16 protein-coding genes are annotated in these 18,762 nt (G+C 72.8%); 9 read left to right on the top strand and 7 right to left on the bottom strand.

Annotated features, from left to right (window positions below):
- Positions 1-3: 3 nt before the first annotated feature.
- The 4 genes from ACPFP2_RS02780 to ftsY all read right to left on the bottom strand — a co-directional run bounded on the left by ACPFP2_RS02780 (position 4) and on the right by ftsY (position 4,067).
- Positions 4-342: a P-II family nitrogen regulator gene (locus ACPFP2_RS02780; protein WP_170839442.1), complete on the bottom strand. Its 339-nt coding sequence runs from the start codon at positions 340-342 to the stop codon at positions 4-6.
- Between the two features lie 25 nt (positions 343-367).
- Complete coding sequence (locus ACPFP2_RS02785; RefSeq protein ID WP_424085769.1) at positions 368-1,783, bottom strand: ammonium transporter; 1,416 nt, start codon at positions 1,781-1,783, stop codon at positions 368-370.
- A gap of 231 nt (positions 1,784-2,014) precedes the next feature.
- Complete coding sequence (locus ACPFP2_RS02790) at positions 2,015-2,878, bottom strand: aminoglycoside phosphotransferase family protein (RefSeq protein ID WP_424085771.1); 864 nt, start codon at positions 2,876-2,878, stop codon at positions 2,015-2,017.
- Positions 2,879-2,885: 7 nt separating this feature from the next.
- Entirely contained in the window at positions 2,886-4,067 is a 1,182-nt protein-coding gene (ftsY, locus tag ACPFP2_RS02795; RefSeq protein WP_424085773.1) for a signal recognition particle-docking protein FtsY, read from the bottom strand.
- Positions 4,068-4,219: 152 nt separating this feature from the next.
- Here ftsY and ACPFP2_RS02800 point away from each other — a divergent pair, with 152 nt between their 5' ends.
- The 7 genes from ACPFP2_RS02800 (at position 4,220) to ACPFP2_RS02830 (ending at position 11,265) form a co-directional block, all read left to right on the top strand.
- Positions 4,220-5,932 (top strand): alkaline phosphatase D family protein, encoded by a 1,713-nt coding sequence (locus tag ACPFP2_RS02800; protein ID WP_424085774.1) that lies wholly within the window; start codon positions 4,220-4,222, stop codon positions 5,930-5,932.
- A gap of 24 nt (positions 5,933-5,956) precedes the next feature.
- A complete protein-coding gene (locus tag ACPFP2_RS02805) occupies positions 5,957-6,394 on the top strand; it encodes a MarR family winged helix-turn-helix transcriptional regulator (RefSeq protein ID WP_424085776.1) in 438 nt (145 codons plus the stop codon).
- Between the two features lie 432 nt (positions 6,395-6,826).
- Positions 6,827-7,357 (top strand): DinB family protein, encoded by a 531-nt coding sequence (locus tag ACPFP2_RS02810; RefSeq protein ID WP_424085778.1) that lies wholly within the window; start codon positions 6,827-6,829, stop codon positions 7,355-7,357.
- 166 nt (positions 7,358-7,523) lie between these two features.
- Positions 7,524-8,564, top strand: a complete 1,041-nt coding sequence (locus ACPFP2_RS02815; protein WP_424085780.1) for a multicopper oxidase family protein — start codon at positions 7,524-7,526, stop codon at positions 8,562-8,564.
- Between the two features lie 41 nt (positions 8,565-8,605).
- Entirely contained in the window at positions 8,606-10,012 is a 1,407-nt protein-coding gene (locus ACPFP2_RS02820; RefSeq protein ID WP_424085782.1) for a multicopper oxidase domain-containing protein, read from the top strand.
- Positions 10,009-10,476, top strand: coding sequence for a hypothetical protein (locus ACPFP2_RS02825; protein ID WP_424085784.1), 468 nt, complete (start codon positions 10,009-10,011; stop codon positions 10,474-10,476). The genes ACPFP2_RS02820 and ACPFP2_RS02825 overlap by 4 nt, the downstream gene beginning before the upstream one ends.
- 42 nt (positions 10,477-10,518) lie before the next feature.
- On the top strand, positions 10,519-11,265 hold the full coding sequence (locus ACPFP2_RS02830; RefSeq protein WP_424085786.1) for a helix-turn-helix transcriptional regulator: 747 nt from the start codon (positions 10,519-10,521) through the stop codon (positions 11,263-11,265).
- A 173-nt stretch (positions 11,266-11,438) separates the two neighbouring features.
- On the opposite strand, the gene ACPFP2_RS02835 is transcribed toward ACPFP2_RS02830, so the two are convergent.
- From ACPFP2_RS02835 to ACPFP2_RS02845, 3 genes are all read right to left on the bottom strand, one after another.
- Positions 11,439-12,059 carry an HAD family hydrolase gene (locus ACPFP2_RS02835; protein WP_424085788.1) on the bottom strand — a complete coding sequence of 207 codons (621 nt, stop codon included), beginning with the start codon at positions 12,057-12,059 and terminating at the stop codon, positions 11,439-11,441.
- Entirely contained in the window at positions 12,059-15,658 is a 3,600-nt protein-coding gene (smc, locus tag ACPFP2_RS02840; protein WP_424085790.1) for a chromosome segregation protein SMC, read from the bottom strand. The genes ACPFP2_RS02835 and smc overlap by 1 nt, the downstream gene beginning before the upstream one ends.
- A gap of 268 nt (positions 15,659-15,926) precedes the next feature.
- Positions 15,927-16,121 carry a hypothetical protein gene (locus tag ACPFP2_RS02845; protein WP_088977872.1) on the bottom strand — a complete coding sequence of 65 codons (195 nt, stop codon included), beginning with the start codon at positions 16,119-16,121 and terminating at the stop codon, positions 15,927-15,929.
- Positions 16,122-16,494: 373 nt separating this feature from the next.
- On the opposite strand from ACPFP2_RS02845, the gene ACPFP2_RS02850 reads away from it, so the two are divergent.
- The gene (locus ACPFP2_RS02850) at positions 16,495-17,661 is read left to right on the top strand and encodes a CAP domain-containing protein (protein ID WP_424085792.1); all 1,167 of its coding nucleotides are present in this window, start codon (positions 16,495-16,497) and stop codon (positions 17,659-17,661) included.
- 147 nt (positions 17,662-17,808) lie between these two features.
- Positions 17,809-18,690: an endo alpha-1,4 polygalactosaminidase gene (locus tag ACPFP2_RS02855; RefSeq protein ID WP_424085794.1), complete on the top strand. Its 882-nt coding sequence runs from the start codon at positions 17,809-17,811 to the stop codon at positions 18,688-18,690.
- Positions 18,691-18,762 lie beyond the last annotated feature (72 nt).

An 18,762-nucleotide genomic window follows, 5' to 3' on the forward strand; every position in this document is an offset into this window, starting at 1 on the left:
GCCCTACAGGGCGTCGAGGCCGCGCTCGCCGGTGCGGACCCGGACGACCTCCTCGACCCCGGTCACCCACACCTTGCCGTCGCCGATCTTGCCGGTCCGGGCGGCGGCGACGATCGCGTCCACGATCTTCTCGACGTCCATCTCGTCGGTGAGCACCTCGACCCGGATCTTGGGCAGGAACTCGACCGTGTACTCGGCACCCCGGTAGACCTCGGTGTGCCCCTTCTGCCGTCCGTACCCCTGGACCTCGCTGACGGTCAGGCCGGCCACGCCGAGGGCGTGCAGGGCCTCCTTCACCGCGTCCAGCTGGTACGGCTTGATGACCGCGGTCACCAGCTTCATGTCCATGCCCTCCATTCTCCGAACGTTAACCGGCGACCTTCTCGTCCACCGGCGCGGCGGCCGGCGCGGGGGCCTCGTCCGAGGCCGGCTTCGCGGCGCCCGGGGTCAGCCCGGCCATCGCGAACGCCCCACCGCCGGCGCTGCTGCCGGTGGTCGGCGACAGGTCGTACGCGCTCTCCGCGTGCTCGGCGATGTCGACGCCCTCGACCTCGTCCTCGGCCTTGACCCGGAAGCCGATGGTCTTCTCGATGGCGATGGCGAGGGCGTAGGCCACGGCGAACGACCAGACCGTCACGATCAGACCACCGAGGGCCTGCCGGCCGAGCTGGGTGACGCCGCCGCCGTAGAAGAGGCCGTCGGAGGCGCCCACCACGTCGGTGATCGCGGCGTTGACCGAGTTGGTGGCGAACAGGCCGAGCCAGAGCGAGCCGATCCAGCCACCGACGAAGTGCACGCCGACCACGTCGAGCGAGTCGTCGTAGCCGAGCTTGTACTTCAGGCTGATGGCGAGCGCGCAGACCACGCCGGCGACGATGCCGAGCAGGACCGCCGCCCACGGGGCGATGAAGCCGCAGGCCGGGGTGATGGCGACCAGACCGGCGACGGCGCCGGAGGAGGCGCCGACCATGGTCGGCTTCTTGTCCTTGATCCATTCGACCGCGATCCAGCCGAGCACCGCCGCGGCGGTGGCGAGCTGGGTGTTGATGAAGGCGAGACCGGCGACCGAGTCCACGGTCAGCTCCGAGCCGGCGTTGAAACCGAACCAGCCGAACCAGAGCAGGCCCGCGCCGAGCGCGACCAGTGGGATGTTGTGCGGCTTCATGCCCTCACGGGGCCAGCCGAGCCGCTTGCCGAGCACCAGGGCCAGGGCGAGCGCCGCGGCGCCGGCGTTGATGTGCACCGCGGTGCCACCGGCGAAGTCCAGCGCGTGGATCTTGGCGCCGATGATGCCGCCGCCCCAGACCCAGTGGGCGACCGGGAAGTAGACCAGGGTGGCCCAGCCGAAGGCGAAGATCAGCCAGCCGGCGAACTTGGCCCGGTCGGAGACCGCACCGCTGATCAGCGCGACGGTGATCACCGCGAAGACCATCTGGAACGCCATGAAGACGTAGAGCGGGACCCCGATGCCGCTGGGGTTCTCGGCGGTCGCGCCCCACAGGTCGGTCTCCGCCAGGAAGGTCTTGGTGCCGAGGTAGGCGCCCGGGTCGCCCCAGAGCCCGTTGACGTCGGACCCGAAGGCGACGCTGAATCCGTAGAACCACCACAGAACAGAGATGAGCCCGATGGCCGAGAAGCTCATCATCATCATGTTGAGCACACCCTTGGACCGGTTGAGTCCGCCGTAGAACAGCGCCAGTCCGGGGGTCATGAGCAGCACGAGCGCGGTCGAAACCAGCAGCCAAACGGTGTTGCCGCCGTCGATCGTCGGTGCTTCAGGCACGCTGGCCTCCTAAAGGTGAAGTTCCCTCCTTCGCGGCTTCCGGGGCAGCGTCGCCCGTACGCCGGTTGCGCGGAAGCTTGGTCGCCGCCTGTTTCCTTCACCGACACCGCTCGATTTCCGGGGTGTGACGGGTTGTTTCCGGCGTGTGAAGAACTCCTCACCGCCTCCGGGGGACCGGAAAGGCAGTGGCCGTTCCACGCGGAACGGCCACTGCCCGCAGGTCGGCAGCGCCTAGTGCAGGGCGCGCTCGAGGGCGTGCCGCTCGTAGTCCAGCAGGCGCAGGTCGCGCATCGGGCGACGGAGGTGACCCTTGTGCACGATCCGGACGAACGCCGGCTCACCGGCCGCCGCCATCCGGCGGATGCCCTCGACGTGGTCGACGATCCGCTTGCGGATGGTCCGGATCAGCCGGTGCCGGTCCCGGGGGATCAGCCCGTACGCGTCGGCGAAGAGCCGCAGCCGGCGGGGCCGGTCGGGGCGCTTCCAGCCGAGGGTGATCGAGTCCCGGTCGGAGAAGATCGGCACCCAGGTCCAGGCCGCGTACGCCACGTCGTAGATCCGGGCCCCCGGCGAGGCCAGGTCGAAGTCGATCAGCCCGAGGGTGCCGTCCGGCCGCCAGATCACGTTGTGCGGAGCGGCGTCGTGGTGGCAGATCACCTCGGTGTCCGGCGGGGGCGGGCCGAACGAGCGCCACACCGCCCCGGGCGGCGGGGCGAAACCGTACTGGGCGTCGTGGAACATCCGCAGCATGGTGGCCACGGTGACCAGCGCCTCGTCGGTCACCCAGTGCGGGGCCAGCGGGTACTCCCCGCACTCCCCCTCCAGGTACGACAGGACCTCCCGGTTGCGCTCGTCCATGCCGAGGGCACGGGGCGCCCCGGTGAACCCGACGTACTCCAGGTGACGCAGCAGGGCGTGCACCGAGGGGGTCCACGGGCCGGCGTTGCGCCGGACGGTGTCGCCGACCCGCACCACGGTGCTCACGTTCCCGCCGTGCAGCGGGATCTCCTGCGAGGTCACGTACGGTCTCCCCAGGCCCGGACCGGAGTGGCGGGGGTCGCGCCACCCGGCGTACGCGCGATCGTCGTTCGTCACTGCGAGGTTACGCGTCCCGGGCGAGCGGCTCGGTCCCGAGCAGCGCGTCGACGAACTGCGCCGGGTCGAACGGGGCCAGGTCGTCCGCGCCCTCGCCGAGGCCGACCAGTTTGACCGGGATGCCGAGTTTGCGCTGCACGGCGATCACGATGCCGCCCTTGGCGGTGCCGTCGAGCTTGGAGAGCACCACCCCGGTCACATTCACCACCTCGGTGAAGACCCGGGCCTGTTCCAGGCCGTTCTGGCCGGTGGTGGCGTCGAGGATCAGCAGGGTCTCGTCGATCGGGCCGTGCTTCTCCACCACCCGCTTGACCTTGCCCAGCTCGTCCATCAGGCCGATCTTGTTCTGCAGCCGGCCGGCGGTGTCGATGAGCACCGTGTCGGTGCCGGCCTCGATGCCGCGGCGGACGGCGTCGAAGGCGACGCTGGCCGGGTCGGCGCCCTCGGCGCCGCGGATCGTCTCGGCGCCCACCCGGCCGCCCCAGGTCTGCAACTGGTCGGCGGCGGCGGCCCGGAAGGTGTCGGCCGCGCCGAGGGTGACGCTGTGGCCGTCGGCGATCAGCACCCGGGCGATCTTGCCGCAGGTGGTGGTCTTGCCGGCGCCGTTGACGCCGACCACCAGCAGCACCGCCGGCCTGCCGTCCTCGGGGGTGGTCTTCAGGGACCGGTCCAGGCTCGGGTCGAGGGCGTTGACCAGCTCGGCGGCGAGCAGGGCCCGCAGCTCGGTGGCGGAGCGGGTGCCGAGCACCCGGGTCCGCTCGCGCAGCCGGTCGACGATCTCCCGGGTGGAGTCGACGCCGACGTCGGCGGTGATCAGGGCGTCCTCGATCTCCTCCCAGGTGTCCTCGTCGAGGTGGTCGCGGCTGAGCAGGCCGAGCAGACCCTTGCCCAGGGCGTTCTGCGAGCGGGACAGCCGGGAGCGCAGCCGCACCAGGCGGCCGGCGGTGGGTTCCGGGACCTCGAGCGGGGGCGCCTCGACCACCGGCGGCTCGACCAGGATGCCGGTGGAGAATTCGGACTCCACCGCCTCGACCGGCGGACCGGCCAGGTCCTCCTCGGCCCGGGTGTCGACCTCGGTCTCGGGCAGCGGCGGCTCGGGGCGCCGGCGCAGCCGGGGCACCACCAGGCTGAGGCCGCCGAGGATCAGCACACCGAGCAGGGCGAGTGCGACGAGGAGGTATTCCGTCATGCCGAAATCCTGTCAGATGCCGGCGACGGCGTCTCATCGACCGCACCCCCGTGCCGCCCGGGAGGGCCGACGGTAGGCTCGCCCACAGCCAGCAGTGGTGCGACCGCCGGCGGGGTAGTAATGATGAAGTCCGCTCACCTCGGAGGTCCGCCATGCCCGCCGCACGCCTGCTCGTCGGACCTCTGCTGAGGCGGGTGGTCGGCACCCGGGCCACCGTCTGGGTGGAGACCAGTGCGCCCGCCGTGGTCACCGTCCGCACGGCCGGCGGCGCCCGCGGCACCGCGCCGACCTTTTCCGCGTACGAGCACCACTACGCCCTCGTGGTGGTGGAGGGGCTCACGCCGGACAGCGCCGACCGGTACGAGGTGCTGGTGGACGACGAGGTGGCCTGGCCGGTGCCGGCGAGCGGCTTCCCGCCCAGCGTGATCCGGACCAGGGCCGCCGACGACCGGGACCAGCCGGTACGACTGATCTTCGGTTCCTGCCGGGAGACCACCCAGCACGCCACCGCCCGGCGGTTGCCGCCGGACGCGCTCGACGCGTACGCCCGGCGGGCGATGGCCGAGGAGGACCCGGCCGGCCTGCCGGACCTGCTGGTGCTCCTCGGTGACCAGGTCTACGCCGACGAGACCTCCCCCACGGTGCGCCGGCTGCTCAAGCGGCGCCGGCGGCGGCCGAAGGACGCCCCGGCGACCCAGGTGGTCAGCTTCGACGAGTACACCAAGCTCTACCTGGAGTCCTGGCGGGACCCGGAGATCCGCTGGCTGCTCTCCACGGTGCCGAGCGTGATGATCTTCGACGACCACGAGGTCATCGACGACTGGAACACCTCGGCGCCGTGGCGCGACGACATGCGCGCCCAGCCCTGGTGGGCCGAGCGGATCCGCAGCGGACTGGCCTCCTACTGGGTGTACCAGCACCTGGGCAACCTGTCCCCGGAGGAGATCGCCGAGGACCCGGTCTACGCCAAGGTGATGGCCGCCGAGGACGCCACCGACGTGCTGCGCGAGTTCGGCGAGCGGGTCGACAAGGAGGCCGACGAGGCGCACGACACGGAACGCTGGCGGGCCGTGCAGTACCAGTGGAGCTACGCCCTCGACCTGGGGCGGACCCGGCTGGTGATGCTCGACAACCGGTGCAGTCGGGTGCTGCAGCAGAGCAACCGGGCGATGCTGCCGCCCGGCGAGTGGGCCTGGTTCCTCGACCGGGCGCACGGCGTCTACGACCACCTGGTGGTCGGCGCCTCGCTGCCCTGGCTGCTGCCGCCGGGCATCCACCACGTGGAGGCCTGGAACGAGCGCCTGGCCGACTCGCGCCGGCCCTGGGTGGCGAAGATCTCCGAGCAGCTGCGCCGGGGGCTGGACCTGGAGCACTGGGCGGCGTTCCGCCGCTCCTTCGACGGGCTCGGCGCGCTCTTCGCCCGGCTGGGCAGCGGCACGGCCTCGACGCCCGGCGATCGGGTCGGGGCGGGTTCGGCGTACCCGGCGCCCGCGTCGATCAGCGTGCTCTCCGGCGACGTGCACCACTCGTACGTGGCCCGGGTCCGGTTCGACGATCCGGCGGTGCGTACCCCGGTGCACCAGCTCACCTGCTCCCCCATCCACAATCAGGTGCCGGCGGGGCTGCGTCCGCTGATGCGGCTGGGCTGGAACCCGGGGCCGGCCGCCGCCGCCCGGGCCCTGGCCCGCTCCGCCGGGGTACGCCGCCCGAGCGTGCGGTGGAAGAAGCTGGCCGGCCCCTACTTCGGCAACGCGGTGGCGACGCTGGCGCACACCGGGCGGGAGGCCGAGGTGCTGATCGAGGGCACCACCAGCGACGGCCACCTGCGCGAGGTGGCCCGGCAGCGGTTGACGCCGGTGGGCTGAGCCGCGCCCCGTACCCTCGGTGCCGTGGACGAGCACCTGCCGGAGGCCCTGCGCGCGGTCGAGGACGAGCTTGCCGCGCTGCTGCGGCGGGGGCGCGCCCTGTCCTGGGAGATCGCCCGGGAGGTCCACCCCAACCTGGAGCCCAACGCGTACGGGCTGCTGCTGTGGTTGCGCCGCTCCGGCTCGACCCGGCTCACCGACCTGGCCACCCGGCTCGGCATCGGCAAGGGCACGTTGAGCCGGCAGATCCACGGCCTGGAGGGGTTGGGGCTGGTCCGTCGCGATCCGGACCCGGACGACCGCCGCGCCGCCCAGCTCAGCCTCACCGAGGAGGGCACCCGCCGGTTCGACGCGGCCCGGGCCGCCCGGCTGGGGCAGATCCGCCGCACCATGCAGAGCTGGCCGAGGCGGGACGTGGAGGAGTTCGCCCGCCTCCTGCACCGCTTCAACGACACCTTCTGACCTGCCTGTTCGACGGCGCTGGCCGGTCCCGGCTCGGACGGTCCGGGACGGTGTGGCACGGCCCCGCGCCGAGTCGACGTGCGGGAACCGCCCCAGCGGCCTCGACGGCAGGTCACCGTGCGTGTCGCTCAGGGGGCGGTGCCACCCGTGCGGCTCGAACACTTTGCTCTGCACCCACGGACGCGCCAGTCACGCGGCGTATCGGCATGGCGGCCACGCCTTGCCGACCCAGAACCGCAAAGCGCCTGGTGAACAGTGGTGTCGCGTTCGTGGGTGCAGAGCAAAGGACGACGACCACAGGAGCCGGGCACACCGCCTGAATGACGGGCAGTAACCAGCCCTCCAGATCACTCGGCGTGAGCACTGCGGCTACCTTCGCCCTGCCGGTTAACCCGTCGCGGGCTGTCGGGATCGCCGGGGAGGATGGCCGGCATGACCTGGAGAGCACCGGAGATCACCCGGACGAACGAACCGTACGTCGGCGACGAGCGCACCATGCTGGAGGGCTGGCTCGACTACCACCGTGACACCCTGCTGCTCAAGTGCGCGGGGCTGACCGCCGAGCAGTTGAAGACGCCCAGCGTGGAGCCGTCCGGGCTGACCCTGCTCGGCCTGGTCCGGCACATGGCGGACGTGGAGCGCAGCTGGTTCCGGGTCCGCGCGGCGGGGCAGGATCTCGGCGGCATCTACTGGAGCGCGGACAACCCGGACGGCGAGTTCGACGACGTCGCCGGCGCCGACGCGGAGGCCGACTTCGCCACCTTCGCCGCCGAGGTCGAGGCGGCCCGCAAGGCCGTCGCCGACGTCCCGCTGGACCACACCTTCCTGCGCCGCCGTCGCGACGGCGGCGCCGACGAGATGAACGTCCGCTGGGTGTACGTCCACATGATCGAGGAGTACGCCCGGCACAACGGCCACGCCGACCTGATCCGGGAACGCCTCGACGGGGTGACCGGCGACTGACGAGGCGCCCCCCTGACGCCGGCTCCCGCCGTACCTGGGGGCCGGCGCTCCTCGTTCACCCCGAGCCTGAGGCTCGTTCTCGGAGCTGGGATCTTCACCACATCTTACTTCTGATATTTATGATAAAAACTCCTCGTCGATCTCGGCACCATGAGGAGTACCAGCCATGACAAAAACCAACCTGACCGCGGTGGCGACCGCGTTCGTCCTGGCCACGGCCGTACCGGTCTGGGCGGCCGGCAACGCGTCGACGACCACGCCGGTTACCGGCGACACGTCGCACGGGGCCGCGACCAGCGTCCAGCCGAGCGGATCCGGGGCGCACCACGAGCACGCCGACCCGAAGGCCATGGACGCCGCCATGGCGAAGCGGGACAAGTCCTTCCCCGCGAAGACGGCCGGGCAGGGAGCACCCGACCTCGAGCCGACCGTCACTGCGGACGGGACGAAGGAGTTCGCGCTGACGGCCAAGATCGCCAAGTGGGAGTTGGAGCCCGGCAAGGTCGTGGACGCCTGGACCTTCAACGGCACCGTGCCCGGCCCGACGCTCAAGGTCGCGGTCGGCGACAAGGTGCGGGTGGTCGTCAAGAACGAGCTACCGGAATCCACCAGCGTCCACTGGCACGGCATCCTGCTGCCGAACGAGGTCGACGGGGTGGCCAACCTGACCCAGGACCCGATCAAGCCGAGTGAGACCTTCACGTACGAGTTCACCGCCGAGCGTCCCTCGGTGGGTTGGTTCCACTCCCACCACGACGGCACGAAGCAGGTCGCGAACGGCCTCTGGGGGACCATCCTGATGGGCGAGATGCCCCGACCGGAGGGCGTCACCGTCGCCCAGAGCAGGACCATGCACCTCCAGGACGGTGGCGTGATCGGGCTCAGCCTGAACGGAAAGTCCTTCCCGGCCACCGAACCGGTCCACGCGAAGTTGAACGAGTGGGTCGAGATCCACTACGTCAACGCCGGCGGGCAGGCCCACCCGATGCACCTGCACGGACTCGACCAACTCGTGATCGCCAAGGACGGCTACCCGGTGGCCACCCCGTACAAGGCCGACACCGTCCTGGTCGCCCCCGGTGAGCGGTACACCGTCCTGATCAAGGCCGACCGGACCGGCGACTGGCTGTGGCACTGCCACATCTTCTCCCACGCCGAGGGCAGCCAGGGCATGTTCGGCATGGTCACCGCCCTGACGGTCAGCTGACGCCCACCCCACCCCCACGCGTTTCCCCTGAGGAGCCTCTCGTGTCAGACACTCCCACCGGCGCGCCGACCGGCGTTGCCCGTCCCGACCGCAGGAGCGGGCTCGCCAAGCCGCTCCAGCGACTCATTCCCGCACTGACCTCCGCCATCGTCTTCGGCCTCCTGCTCGGCATGACCATCGTGGCGTTCGCCCCCGGGCGGACCGGACCGGGCCAGCTCGCGGCGGGTGCCGCGGCACCGGCGGGCAAGGCCGGTCCCTTCGACATCGAACTCGGTGACCTGTACGTGAAGCCGTCCTCGATCGACGTGCCGAAGGGCGCGACGGTCGAGCTGCGGGTGCACAACGCCGGCAAGATGGACCACAGCCTCGAACTCGCCGGCACCGGCGGCAAGATGCTGAAGCCCGGCGAGTCCGAGACCGTCACCTGGGGTCCGATCACCTCCTCGGTCAAGGCGTGGTGCACCGTCGCCGGCCACAAGGACGCCGGCATGGTGCTCGACATCCTGGTCGAGGGCAGCACCGCCAACGCCGGTGGAGCGACCGCCGGCGAGGGCGCCGACGACAGCGCGAAGATCGACTTCGCCGCGGCGCCGGCCCCCGACTGGAAGCCGTACGACCCGGCGGTCGCGCCGGCCCCCGGCGGCACCCGGCACGACGTCACCTTCAACGTCGAGGAGAAGGAGCAGGAGGTCGCCCCCGGGGTCACCCAGCTGCGCTGGACGTTCAACGGACAGGTCCCCGGGCCGACCCTGCGAGGCAAGGTCGGTGACCTCTTCACCGTGACCCTGGTCAACAACGGCACGATGGCCCACTCCATCGACTTCCACGCCTCGAAGGTCGCGCCGAACGTCGAGATGCGCACCATCAAGCCCGGAGAGAAGCTGACGTACCAGTTCAAGGCCGACTACGCGGGGATCTTCTACTACCACTGCGGCACCGACCCGATGCTGCACCACATCGCCAACGGCATGTACGGCGCGCTGATCGTCGACCCGCCGAACCTCGGCACGGTGGACCGGGAGATCATCCTGGAGCAGGCGGAACTCTATCTCGGCCCGAAGGGCGAACCCGGCGACCTGAAGAAGATGCACGCCGAGAAGGCCGACGCCGTGGTCTTCAACGGCTTCGTCAACCAGTACGTCCACCGCCCGGTCACGGTCGGCAAGGGCGAGCGGGTCCGCGTCTGGGTGCTGAACGCCGGCATCAACGAGATCAGCTCGTTCCACGTGATCGGCACGATCTTCGACACCGTGTACAAGGAGGGCAACTACCTGCTGCGGCCCGACGCGGGCAAGGGCGGCGGCCAGGCACTCGACCTGATGCCGGCGCAGGGCGGCTTCGTCGAGTTCACCCTCGACCGGGACGGCACCTATCCGTTCGTCACGCACAAGATGTCCTCGGCGCACAAGGGTGCGATGGGGCTGTTCCAGGTCGGAGCGGGACAGTGACCGGGGTAGGCGCCGCCGAGCGGGCGGGCAGGGCGACTCTCCCCCTGGGTGGCGTACGACCGGCCGGGGCCGACCTCGCCCGCCGGCTCGCCGTTGTGGCGGCGGCGCTCGCCGGGGTGGCGCACTACGCGGCGGTACCGCAGCACCGGGCCGAGTGGTGGGTGGCCGCCGCGCTCCTCACGCTGGTGGGTGCCCTGCAACTCGGTTGGGCGGTGCTGGCGTGGCGGGCCGCGGACCGCCCCCTGCTGCTCCTCGGGCTCGGCGGAAACGTCCTGGTGCTGGCCGGATGGCTGGTGAGCCGTACGGCGGGGTTGCCGGTGGGCCCGCACGCGGGTGAGCCGGAGCCGATCCTCGCCACCGACCTGGCCAGCGTGGTGGCCGAGGTGGTCGCGGTGGCAGCGATCATGGTGGGGCTGGCGCTGTCGGCCCGTCGCCGAAGGTCGGTGGGTCCGGGCACGGCCTGAGAACCTGAAGGGTGCCGGCGGCGTGAGTGATACTTGGCGGTAATGGAAACCAGGTCTGCTCCGCCGCCGGAACCCCAGCCGTCAGGTTCGGGCCGTGCCGCCGTCCTCGACGCCCTGCGTGCGTTCGACGGGCCGGTCACCATCCAGGCCTTGGCCGGACAGCTTCGCCTGCACCCCAGCACGGTGCGCTTCCATCTGATGAAGCTGGTCCAGGCCGGTCTCGTGCACGAGGAACAGGCCGCGCCGGAGGGACCGGGTCGGCCGCGGCTGTGCTACCGGGCGGTCCGGGACACCCCACCCGCCGGCCCGGCCGCCGAGGACCAGATCGGCGAATACCAACTGCTGTCGCACATCCTCACCGGCTACGTCGCGGCACACACCGACGATCCGGCCGCCGCCGCTCGCTCCGCCGGACGGCAGTGGGGCCACTTCCTGGTGGACCGCCCGACCCCGTCCGACCAGCCGACGCGCGAGGAGGTCGTCACCCGGGTCTCCGGCATGCTCGACAAGCTCGGCTTCGAGCCGGAGACGGAGGCGAACGGTGAGATCCTGTTGCACCGGTGCCCGTTCCGGGCGGTGGCCGAACGTCATCCCGGCGTCATCTGCTCGGTCCACCTCGGCCTGCTCCAGGGTGCCACGGAGGAACTCGGCGGCGACCCGGAGCAGACCGTCCTCGAACCGTTCGTGACGCCCCGGCTCTGCGTCGCCCGGCTGCCGCTCACCGGAGACGAGCCCGAGGGCGGCCGCCACCGCCCGGACGAGCAGCACCCGGACGACTCCGGGAACTAGCTGGGCGGATTCCCCGCGGGGCCGCCCTCAGGTCGTGGAAGTCCTCCGGGCCCGGTCCCCCGGCAGCCCGGCCCGCCGTCACCGCCCACGCGCCGTCGGCACCACCACGTCACCGGGACACACGCCCGCCTCGGCCGGCCACCGGCCGGGAGCGGGGCGGGCCGCAGCCGAGGTCAGTACGCCAGGGCCTTGCACAGGTAGCGCAGGTCGTCGGGGCCGGACCAACGCAGCGCCGACAGGCCGGCCACCCGCGCGCCCCGGATCGCCCAGTCCTCGTCGTCGACGAAGAGCACCCGCGACGGCGCGGTGTCCAGCGCCGCACAGGCCGCCTGGAAGTACTCCTTGGCCGGCTTGTTCACCCCGACGACCGAGGAGTTGACCACCACGTCCAGCTCACCGACCAGGCCCAGCGCGGCCAGGTCGGCGTCGAGCAGGTCCGTGCCGTTGGTGCCCAACCCGACCCGTACGCCGGCCGCCCGCACCTCGCGGACGAAGCCGAGCACGTCCGGGTCCACCTCGCCCCGGTAGCGCTGCCACTGCTCGACCGCGGCGCGGGCCCGCTCGGGGCTGCCCACCGACTCGGTCAGCGCGTCCGCGACGCTGGACATCCACTCGGCGTGGCTGACCCGGCCGGTCAGCACCGGCTGGAGCCGCCCCCACTGCATGGCGATCTCACCGAGTACGCCCTCGGAGAGCCCGTACTCCCGCTCGACGCCGACGGCCACCGCCGGGTCCCAGCGGCGCAGCACACCGTCGAAGTCCACCAGGAGCGCCGTCGCGCGTTCCCGACCCACTAGTCGTTCTCCTGCCGTTCGTCCCCGTCGGCCCGGTTGAGCCGTTGACTGATCACCTGGGTGACCCCGCTGCGCATGGTCACCCCGTACAGCGCGTCGGCGATCTCCATCGTCCGCTTCTGGTGCGTGATGACGATCAGCTGACTCTTCTCCCGCAACTGTGCCAGCAGTGTGATCAGCCGGCCCAGGTTGACGTCGTCCAGCGCCGCCTCGACCTCGTCCATGATGTAGAACGGGCTGGGCCGGGCGCGGAAGATCGCCACCAGCATCGCCACCGCGGTCAGCGAGCGCTCCCCGCCGGAGAGCAGCGAGAGCCGCTTGATCTTCTTGCCCGGGGGCCGCGCCTCGACCTCGACGCCGGTGGTGAGCAGGTCCTCCGGGTCGGTGAGGATCAGCCGGCCCTCGCCGCCGGGGAAGAGCACGGTGAAGACCTGTTCGAACTCCCGGGCGGTGTCGGCGAACGCGCTGGCGAAGACCTCCAGGATCCGGTCGTCGACGTCCTTGACCACGGTGAGCAGGTCACGGCGGGTGGCCTTGAGGTCCTCCAGCTGCTCGGAGAGGAACTTGAAGCGTTCCTCCAGCGCGGCGAACTCCTCCAGCGCGAGCGGGTTGACCTTGCCGAGCAGGGCCAGTTCCCGTTCCGCCTTGGCGGCGCGCTTCTCCTGCACCGGGCGCTCGTAACGGACCGGCTCGGGCACCGGCAGGCCGTCGCGTTCGGCCGCCGCGACGTCCGCCTGGGTGGGCGGGACGGGCTGGCTCGGGCCGTACTCGGCGACCAGGGTCTCCACGTCCAGGCCGAAGTCCTCGGCGGCCTTGGCCTCCAACTGCTCGATGCGCAGCCGCTGCTCGGCGCGGGCCACCTCGTCCCGGTGCACCTGGCTGGTGAGCCGCTCCAGCTCCGCGCCGAGTCGCTTGGCCGCGCCGCGTACCTCCGACAGCTCGGCCTCGCGGGCGGCGCGTTCGCGCGCCACGGCGTCGCGGTGCTCCTCGGCCGCGGCGATCGAGCCGGTGAGCCGGGTGAGCGCCTCGCGGGCCCCGCCGACCACGGCCCGGGCGATGGTCGCGCCCCGGGCCCGCGCGGCCCGCCGGGCGGCGGCCCGTTCCCGGGCGGCGCGCTCCGCGGTCGCCTGCCGCGCCAGGGAGTCCGCGCGGCCGGCGATGGAGGCCACCCGCTCCTCGGCGGTACGCACCGCGAGCCGGACCTCCATCTCGTTCTGCCGGGCCCGGGGCACCATCGCGGCGAGCTGGTCGCGTTCCTCGGTGGACGGTTCGGCGTCGATCGGGGTGGCCTCGGCCAGCCGCAGCCGCTCCTCCAGCTCCGCCAGGGCGGTCAGGTCTCGTTCCCGGGCCGCCTCGGCGCGGGCCCGGGACTCGCCGAGCCGGTCGGTCTCCGCCTTCGCCGAGCGGGCGGCGGCCCCCAGCTCGGCCAGCCGGCGGGCCGCGGCGTTGCGGTGACTCTCCGCCTCCCGCTTGGCGGCGGCGGCGTGCTGCACCGCCTCCTTGGCCGCGGCCACCTCGGCCCGGGCGTCGACGAGCTGATCGCGCAGCTCGCCGCTGGTCCGCTCGGCGGTGAGCCGGTTGGTCCGGGCCTCCTCGACGGCGGCCTGCACCTCGATGTAGCTGGGCGCCTTCGCCGACCCGCCGGCCGCCGCGTACGCCCCGACCACGTCACCGTCGGGCGTGACCGCGCGCAGCTCCGGGTTGGCGGCGACCAGCTCGGCCGCAGCGGCGAGGTCGTCGACGAGTGCCACGTCGCGCAGCGCGCGGTGCACCGCCGGGCGGATCTCGGCGGCGCACTCGACCAGGTCGGGGGCCCAGCGGGCGTGCTCGGGGAGCTTCGGGCGCAGCGCGTCGGCGCTGCCGTCCATGCCGGGGCCGGCGGGGCTGCCGACCAGCAGCCCGGCCCGGCCGGCGTCGGAGATCTTGAGCAGCCGCATCGCCTCGACGGCCTCGTCCACCCCGGTGACCGCAACCGCGTCGGCGAGCCCGCCGAGCGCGGCGGCGAGCGCCGCCTCGTGGCCGGGGGCGACGGTGAGCAGCCCGGCGAGGCTGCCGAGCAGGCCGGGCACCTCACCGGCGCGGGCGAGCAGCGCGCCCGAGCCGTCCTTGCGGCGCAGGCCGAGGGCGAGCGCCTCCTCGCGGGCCTTCCAGGTGGCGGCGTCCTTCTCGGCGCTGCGCTCGGCGTCGGCGAGGGCGCGGACGGCCGCCTGCGCCCGCTCGTGGACGGCGACCGCCTCGGCGTGCCGCTCGTCGAGTTCGGCGTTGTCCCGGTCGGCCTCGGTGGACTGCGCGGCGACCGCGTCCAGGTCGGCCTGCGCCTTCTCGGCCCGGGCCAGCGCGTCGGTGTGGGCGGCGGCGAGACGGTCGATCTCCTCGCCCGCGCTGGTGGTGCGGGCCCGCGCCGAGTTGACCTGCCCGGTGAGCCGGGCCAGCCCCTCGCGCCGGTCGGCGATGGCCTTGGCGGCGGCGACCAGCTCCCGCTCGGCGGCGGCGAGCTGCCGTTCCAGCTCCTGCCGCTGCTCGACCGCCTCGGCGAGGCGGACCTGGTCCTCGGTGAGCGCGGCGCGCAGCTCCTCCTCCTGCTCGCGGACCCGCTGCGACTCGGCCTCCAGCTGGTCCGGGTCGCGGCCGGTGCGCTCGTCGTCGCCGGTGGCGCTGAGGTGGCGCAGCCGTTCCCGGGCGAGCTGCTCGATGGAGCGGAACCGCTCCTGCAGGGCGGAGAGCTTGTACCAGGTGTCCTGGGCGGCGGCCAGCAGCGGCGCGTCCTCCGCGAGGGCCGCCTCCAGCTCGGCCAGCCGGGCCTGCAGCTCGGTGTGTTCCGCCTCGACCTGCTCGCGTCGCTCCCGCAGCGCGGTCTCGTCGGCGATCTCCTTGTCGAGTGTGGTGCGCAGGGTGTGCAGGTCGTCGGCGAGCAGCCGCAGCCGGGCGTCGCGCAGGTTGGCCTGGATGGCGGCGGCGCGGCGGGCCACCTCGGCCTGCCGGCCCAGCGGCTTGAGCTGGCGGCGCAGCTCGGCGGTGAGGTCGGTGAGCCGGTTGAGGTTGGTCTGCATCGCGTCGAGCTTCCGCAGCGCCTTCTCCTTGCGCTTGCGGTGCTTGAGGACGCCGGCCGCCTCCTCGATGAACGCCCGCCGGTCCTCCGGCTTGGCGTGCAGCATGCCGTCGAGGCGGCCCTGGCCGACGATGATGTGCATCTCCCGGCCGATGCCGGAGTCGGAGAGCAGCTCCTGGATGTCGAGCAGCCGGCAGGAGTCGCCGTTGATCTCGTACTCGCTCTCGCCGGAGCGGAACATCCGGCGGGTGATGGAGACCTCGGTGTACTCGATCGGCAGCGCGCCGTCGGTGTTGTCGATGGTGAGGGTGACCTCGGCCCGGCCCAGCGGCGCCCGGCCGGCGGTGCCGGCGAAGATGACGTCCTCCATCTTGCCGCCGCGCAGCGCCTTGGCGCCCTGCTCGCCCAGCACCCAGGCGATGGCGTCGACGACGTTGGACTTGCCGGAGCCGTTCGGGCCGACCACGCAGGTGATCCCGGGCTCCAACTTGAGCGTCGTCGCGGAGGCGAAGGACTTGAACCCCTTCACCGTCAGGCTCTTGAGATGCACCTTCTCGATCCTCGTCCGGTGGCCGCCGCAGGCGTCGCGGGCTGCGCGGACCTGGTGAACCCGCAGACTAACCCCTCGGTGGCGGCCGGTCGGCACGCGACCCGCCCCGGGGGCACGGCGCGGCGCCGGTGAATGGCGGCGTGACGCATCCGACAAGATCGCGAAATGCGGTGGCGGAATTGCGGAGACAGAGCTGCGCGCCGGCACTTCGAGTGTCGGCGCGCGTTGTTTCGGTGGTGCTATTCAGTTGTGCGGGATCCCGAAGAGATCAGGTCAGCGCGGGCTCGGCGAGCCGGAGGAGGTCGTCAGCCTCCGCGGCGGCCGCGGCGAGCCGATCGTTCTCGGCGCGCAGACGCGTGATCTCGAACTCCAGTGCCTGAACCGTGGCACGCAGTCGGGTGACCTCGTCGAGCAGACGCCGGTCGGGCGCTGCACCTACGTGGCCGAAGAGGGCCTTCGCCATGCTGAACTCCTTGATATGCGCTGCCGGAAAGGCCGGCCAACGCGCGCCCATGAACTGTCCGCGACTGCTATCCCGGGCGAAATCCGGGCATGGCTGGGCGCGACTGGCGACACCTATATATTGAGCCGACAACCCCTCCTTCGTCAAGTTCCCGCAGGCCGTAGATCATCTCCACGTCTACCCTGTCCACTCGCCGGGGGCCGCAAGGCTCGGACACGCTCTGTCCGGACTCCTTGACTGTACGCCCGGAAATGTGCGTACGGTCACTACGTGAGCCACTCTCCCTTAACTCTTCCTTAGCCAGGTTGCCGCAGTTCGCGGCGCGTCCGTAGCGTCACCCCGGCCCGCAACCGACCCCGTGGAGGCGACAGGCGTGTACGGCTGGACCGACCCCAACGAAGCGGACGGCGCTCCCCGGCGACCGCGACCGCCTGCCGACGAGCAGCCGAGCTGGCTGACCGACCGCCCGGCGCCGCGCTCGGCGTACCTCTTCGGGGACGCCCCGGAGCAGCCCGGAGACGACCGGACCGAGGCCCCCACCGGTGGCTGGCCGGCCGCGTCCGCCGACCGGCCGTACGGGGAGCCGGACCGCACCGCCGCCCTCGGCCCGATCGACGCGCCGACCGGGCCGGTCGTGACGCCCTTCGAGCGGACCGCCGACCGACCTCGGGTCACCCCGGGCCCGGTGGTGGCCCCGTTCGAGCGGGCCGCCGGCCACAGCCCGCAGCCCGCACCCGCCTGGAGCCCGGCGGACGAGCCGTCGGCCGAGGGACAGGGACGACACCGGCAGCGCGGCCGCATCCCCCGCCCGCTGCTGATCGGCGGCGCCGCCGCGGCGGCCACGCTGGTGGTGAGCCTCGGCGTGGGCGCGCTGGTGCTGCCCGGCGACGGCGGCGAGACCGACCGGGCGTCCTTCGACGACTCGGTGGCCGCCGCCCCGGTGGTCCCCGACGTCACCGGCGCGCCCGCCGACGCGCTGGCCGTGACCGGCAGCCCCTCCCCCAGCGCCACGCCGACCACCGCCAGCCCGAAGCCGTCGCCGACGAAGACGGTCCGGCCGACGCCCGCGCCGACCCGGACCACGGCGGCGTCCCGGCAGGGCACCGCGCGCAACGGCAGCGCCTCGACCGGCGGCACGAACTCGCTGAGCCCCGGCGTCGGCAGCCAGGCGCAGCAGGTCGTCGACCTGGTCAACGCCGAGCGGGCCAAGGCCGGCTGCGGGAAGCTGGGCATCGACGACAAGCTGATGACCGCCGCCCAGCGGCACAGCCAGGACCAGGCCGACCACCAGAACATGTCGCACACCGGCAGCGACGGCAGCGACGCCGGCGACCGGATCGACCGGGTCGGCTACGCCTGGCGCACCTACGGCGAGAACGTCGCCTGGAACCAGAAGACCCCGGCCGCGGTCATGGACGCCTGGATGAACAGCCCCGGGCACCGGGCGAACATCCTCAACTGCGCCTTCACCGAGATCGGTGTCGGCGTGGCGAGCAGCAACGGCCCGTACTGGACGCAGGTCTTCGCCGCGCCCCGCTGAGCCGTCCACCGACGCGCCCCCGTCCGCGACGCCCACCGCGTCGTCGGCCGGGGGCGCGTCGTTTGACCGGGTGCGGCACGCCGCGCGAGGTGGCCCGGCGTACCGGCGCCGGACGGCGCGGCCCGCCCGAGGACCCGGGAGCGGCGCATGCGGATCCGGCTGCCAGCGCGGCGCGGCGCTCCGGCCCGCCCCGGCCCGCCCGCCCGGACGCCGTGGCGGCGCACGGCCCGCCGGGCACTGCCGGCCACCGTCGCGCTGATCCTGCTCACCCCGGTGTACGCCTGCCGCGCCGTGCCGACCCCGCCGGGCGCGCCGACCCCCTGGCCGGCCGGGTACGCCCACCGGTGGCAGTGGCAGTGGCAGCTCACCGGCCCGGTCGACACCACGGTGCAGGCCGACGTCTTCCTGCTCGACCCGGTCCGGACGACCTCCGCCGAGACGGCCGAGCTGCGCCGGCGGGACCGTCGGCTGGTGTGCCAGGTGCACGTCGGGTCGTACGCCGACACCGACCCGGACGCCACCCGCTTCCCGGCGGCGGTCCGCGGCGCCCCGACCGACCGACCACGCCGGCACTGGCTGGACGTACGCCGCTGGGACGTGCTGCGCCCGGTGCTGGCCGACCGGTTCCGGCTCTGCCGGGGCAAGGGGTTCGGCGCAGTCGCCCTGACCGACGCCGACGGGTACGCCCACCGCTCCGGGTTCCCGCTGCACTTCGACGACCAGCTCCGGTTCAACCGGCGCGTCGCCACCCTGGCCCGCTCCCTGGAACTCTCCCCCGGCCTGGTCGACGACCTGGATCAGGTCGCCGCGCTGGCGCCCGACTTCGACTTCGCGGTCAACGAGGAGTGCGTACGGCTGCGCCGGTGCGCCAAGCTGCTGCCCTTCGCCGAGGCGCACAAGCCGGTCTTCCACGTGGAGTACACCGGGACCACCGCCACGTTCTGCGTCACCACCGTCGGCTACGGCTTCGCCTCCATGCGCAAACAACGTGACCTGGGCCCCTGGCGCGTCCCCTGCCCCCTCCCCTGACCACGCCGGCCCTGTCCGCGCCCTGCCCCGCCCCGCGGTAGCTCTGCCCCGCCCTGCGACCGCCCCGCCAGC

This window comes from Micromonospora citrea, from assembly GCF_049629545.1.
In the GTDB taxonomy this organism is placed as follows: domain Bacteria; phylum Actinomycetota; class Actinomycetes; order Mycobacteriales; family Micromonosporaceae; genus Micromonospora; species Micromonospora citrea_A.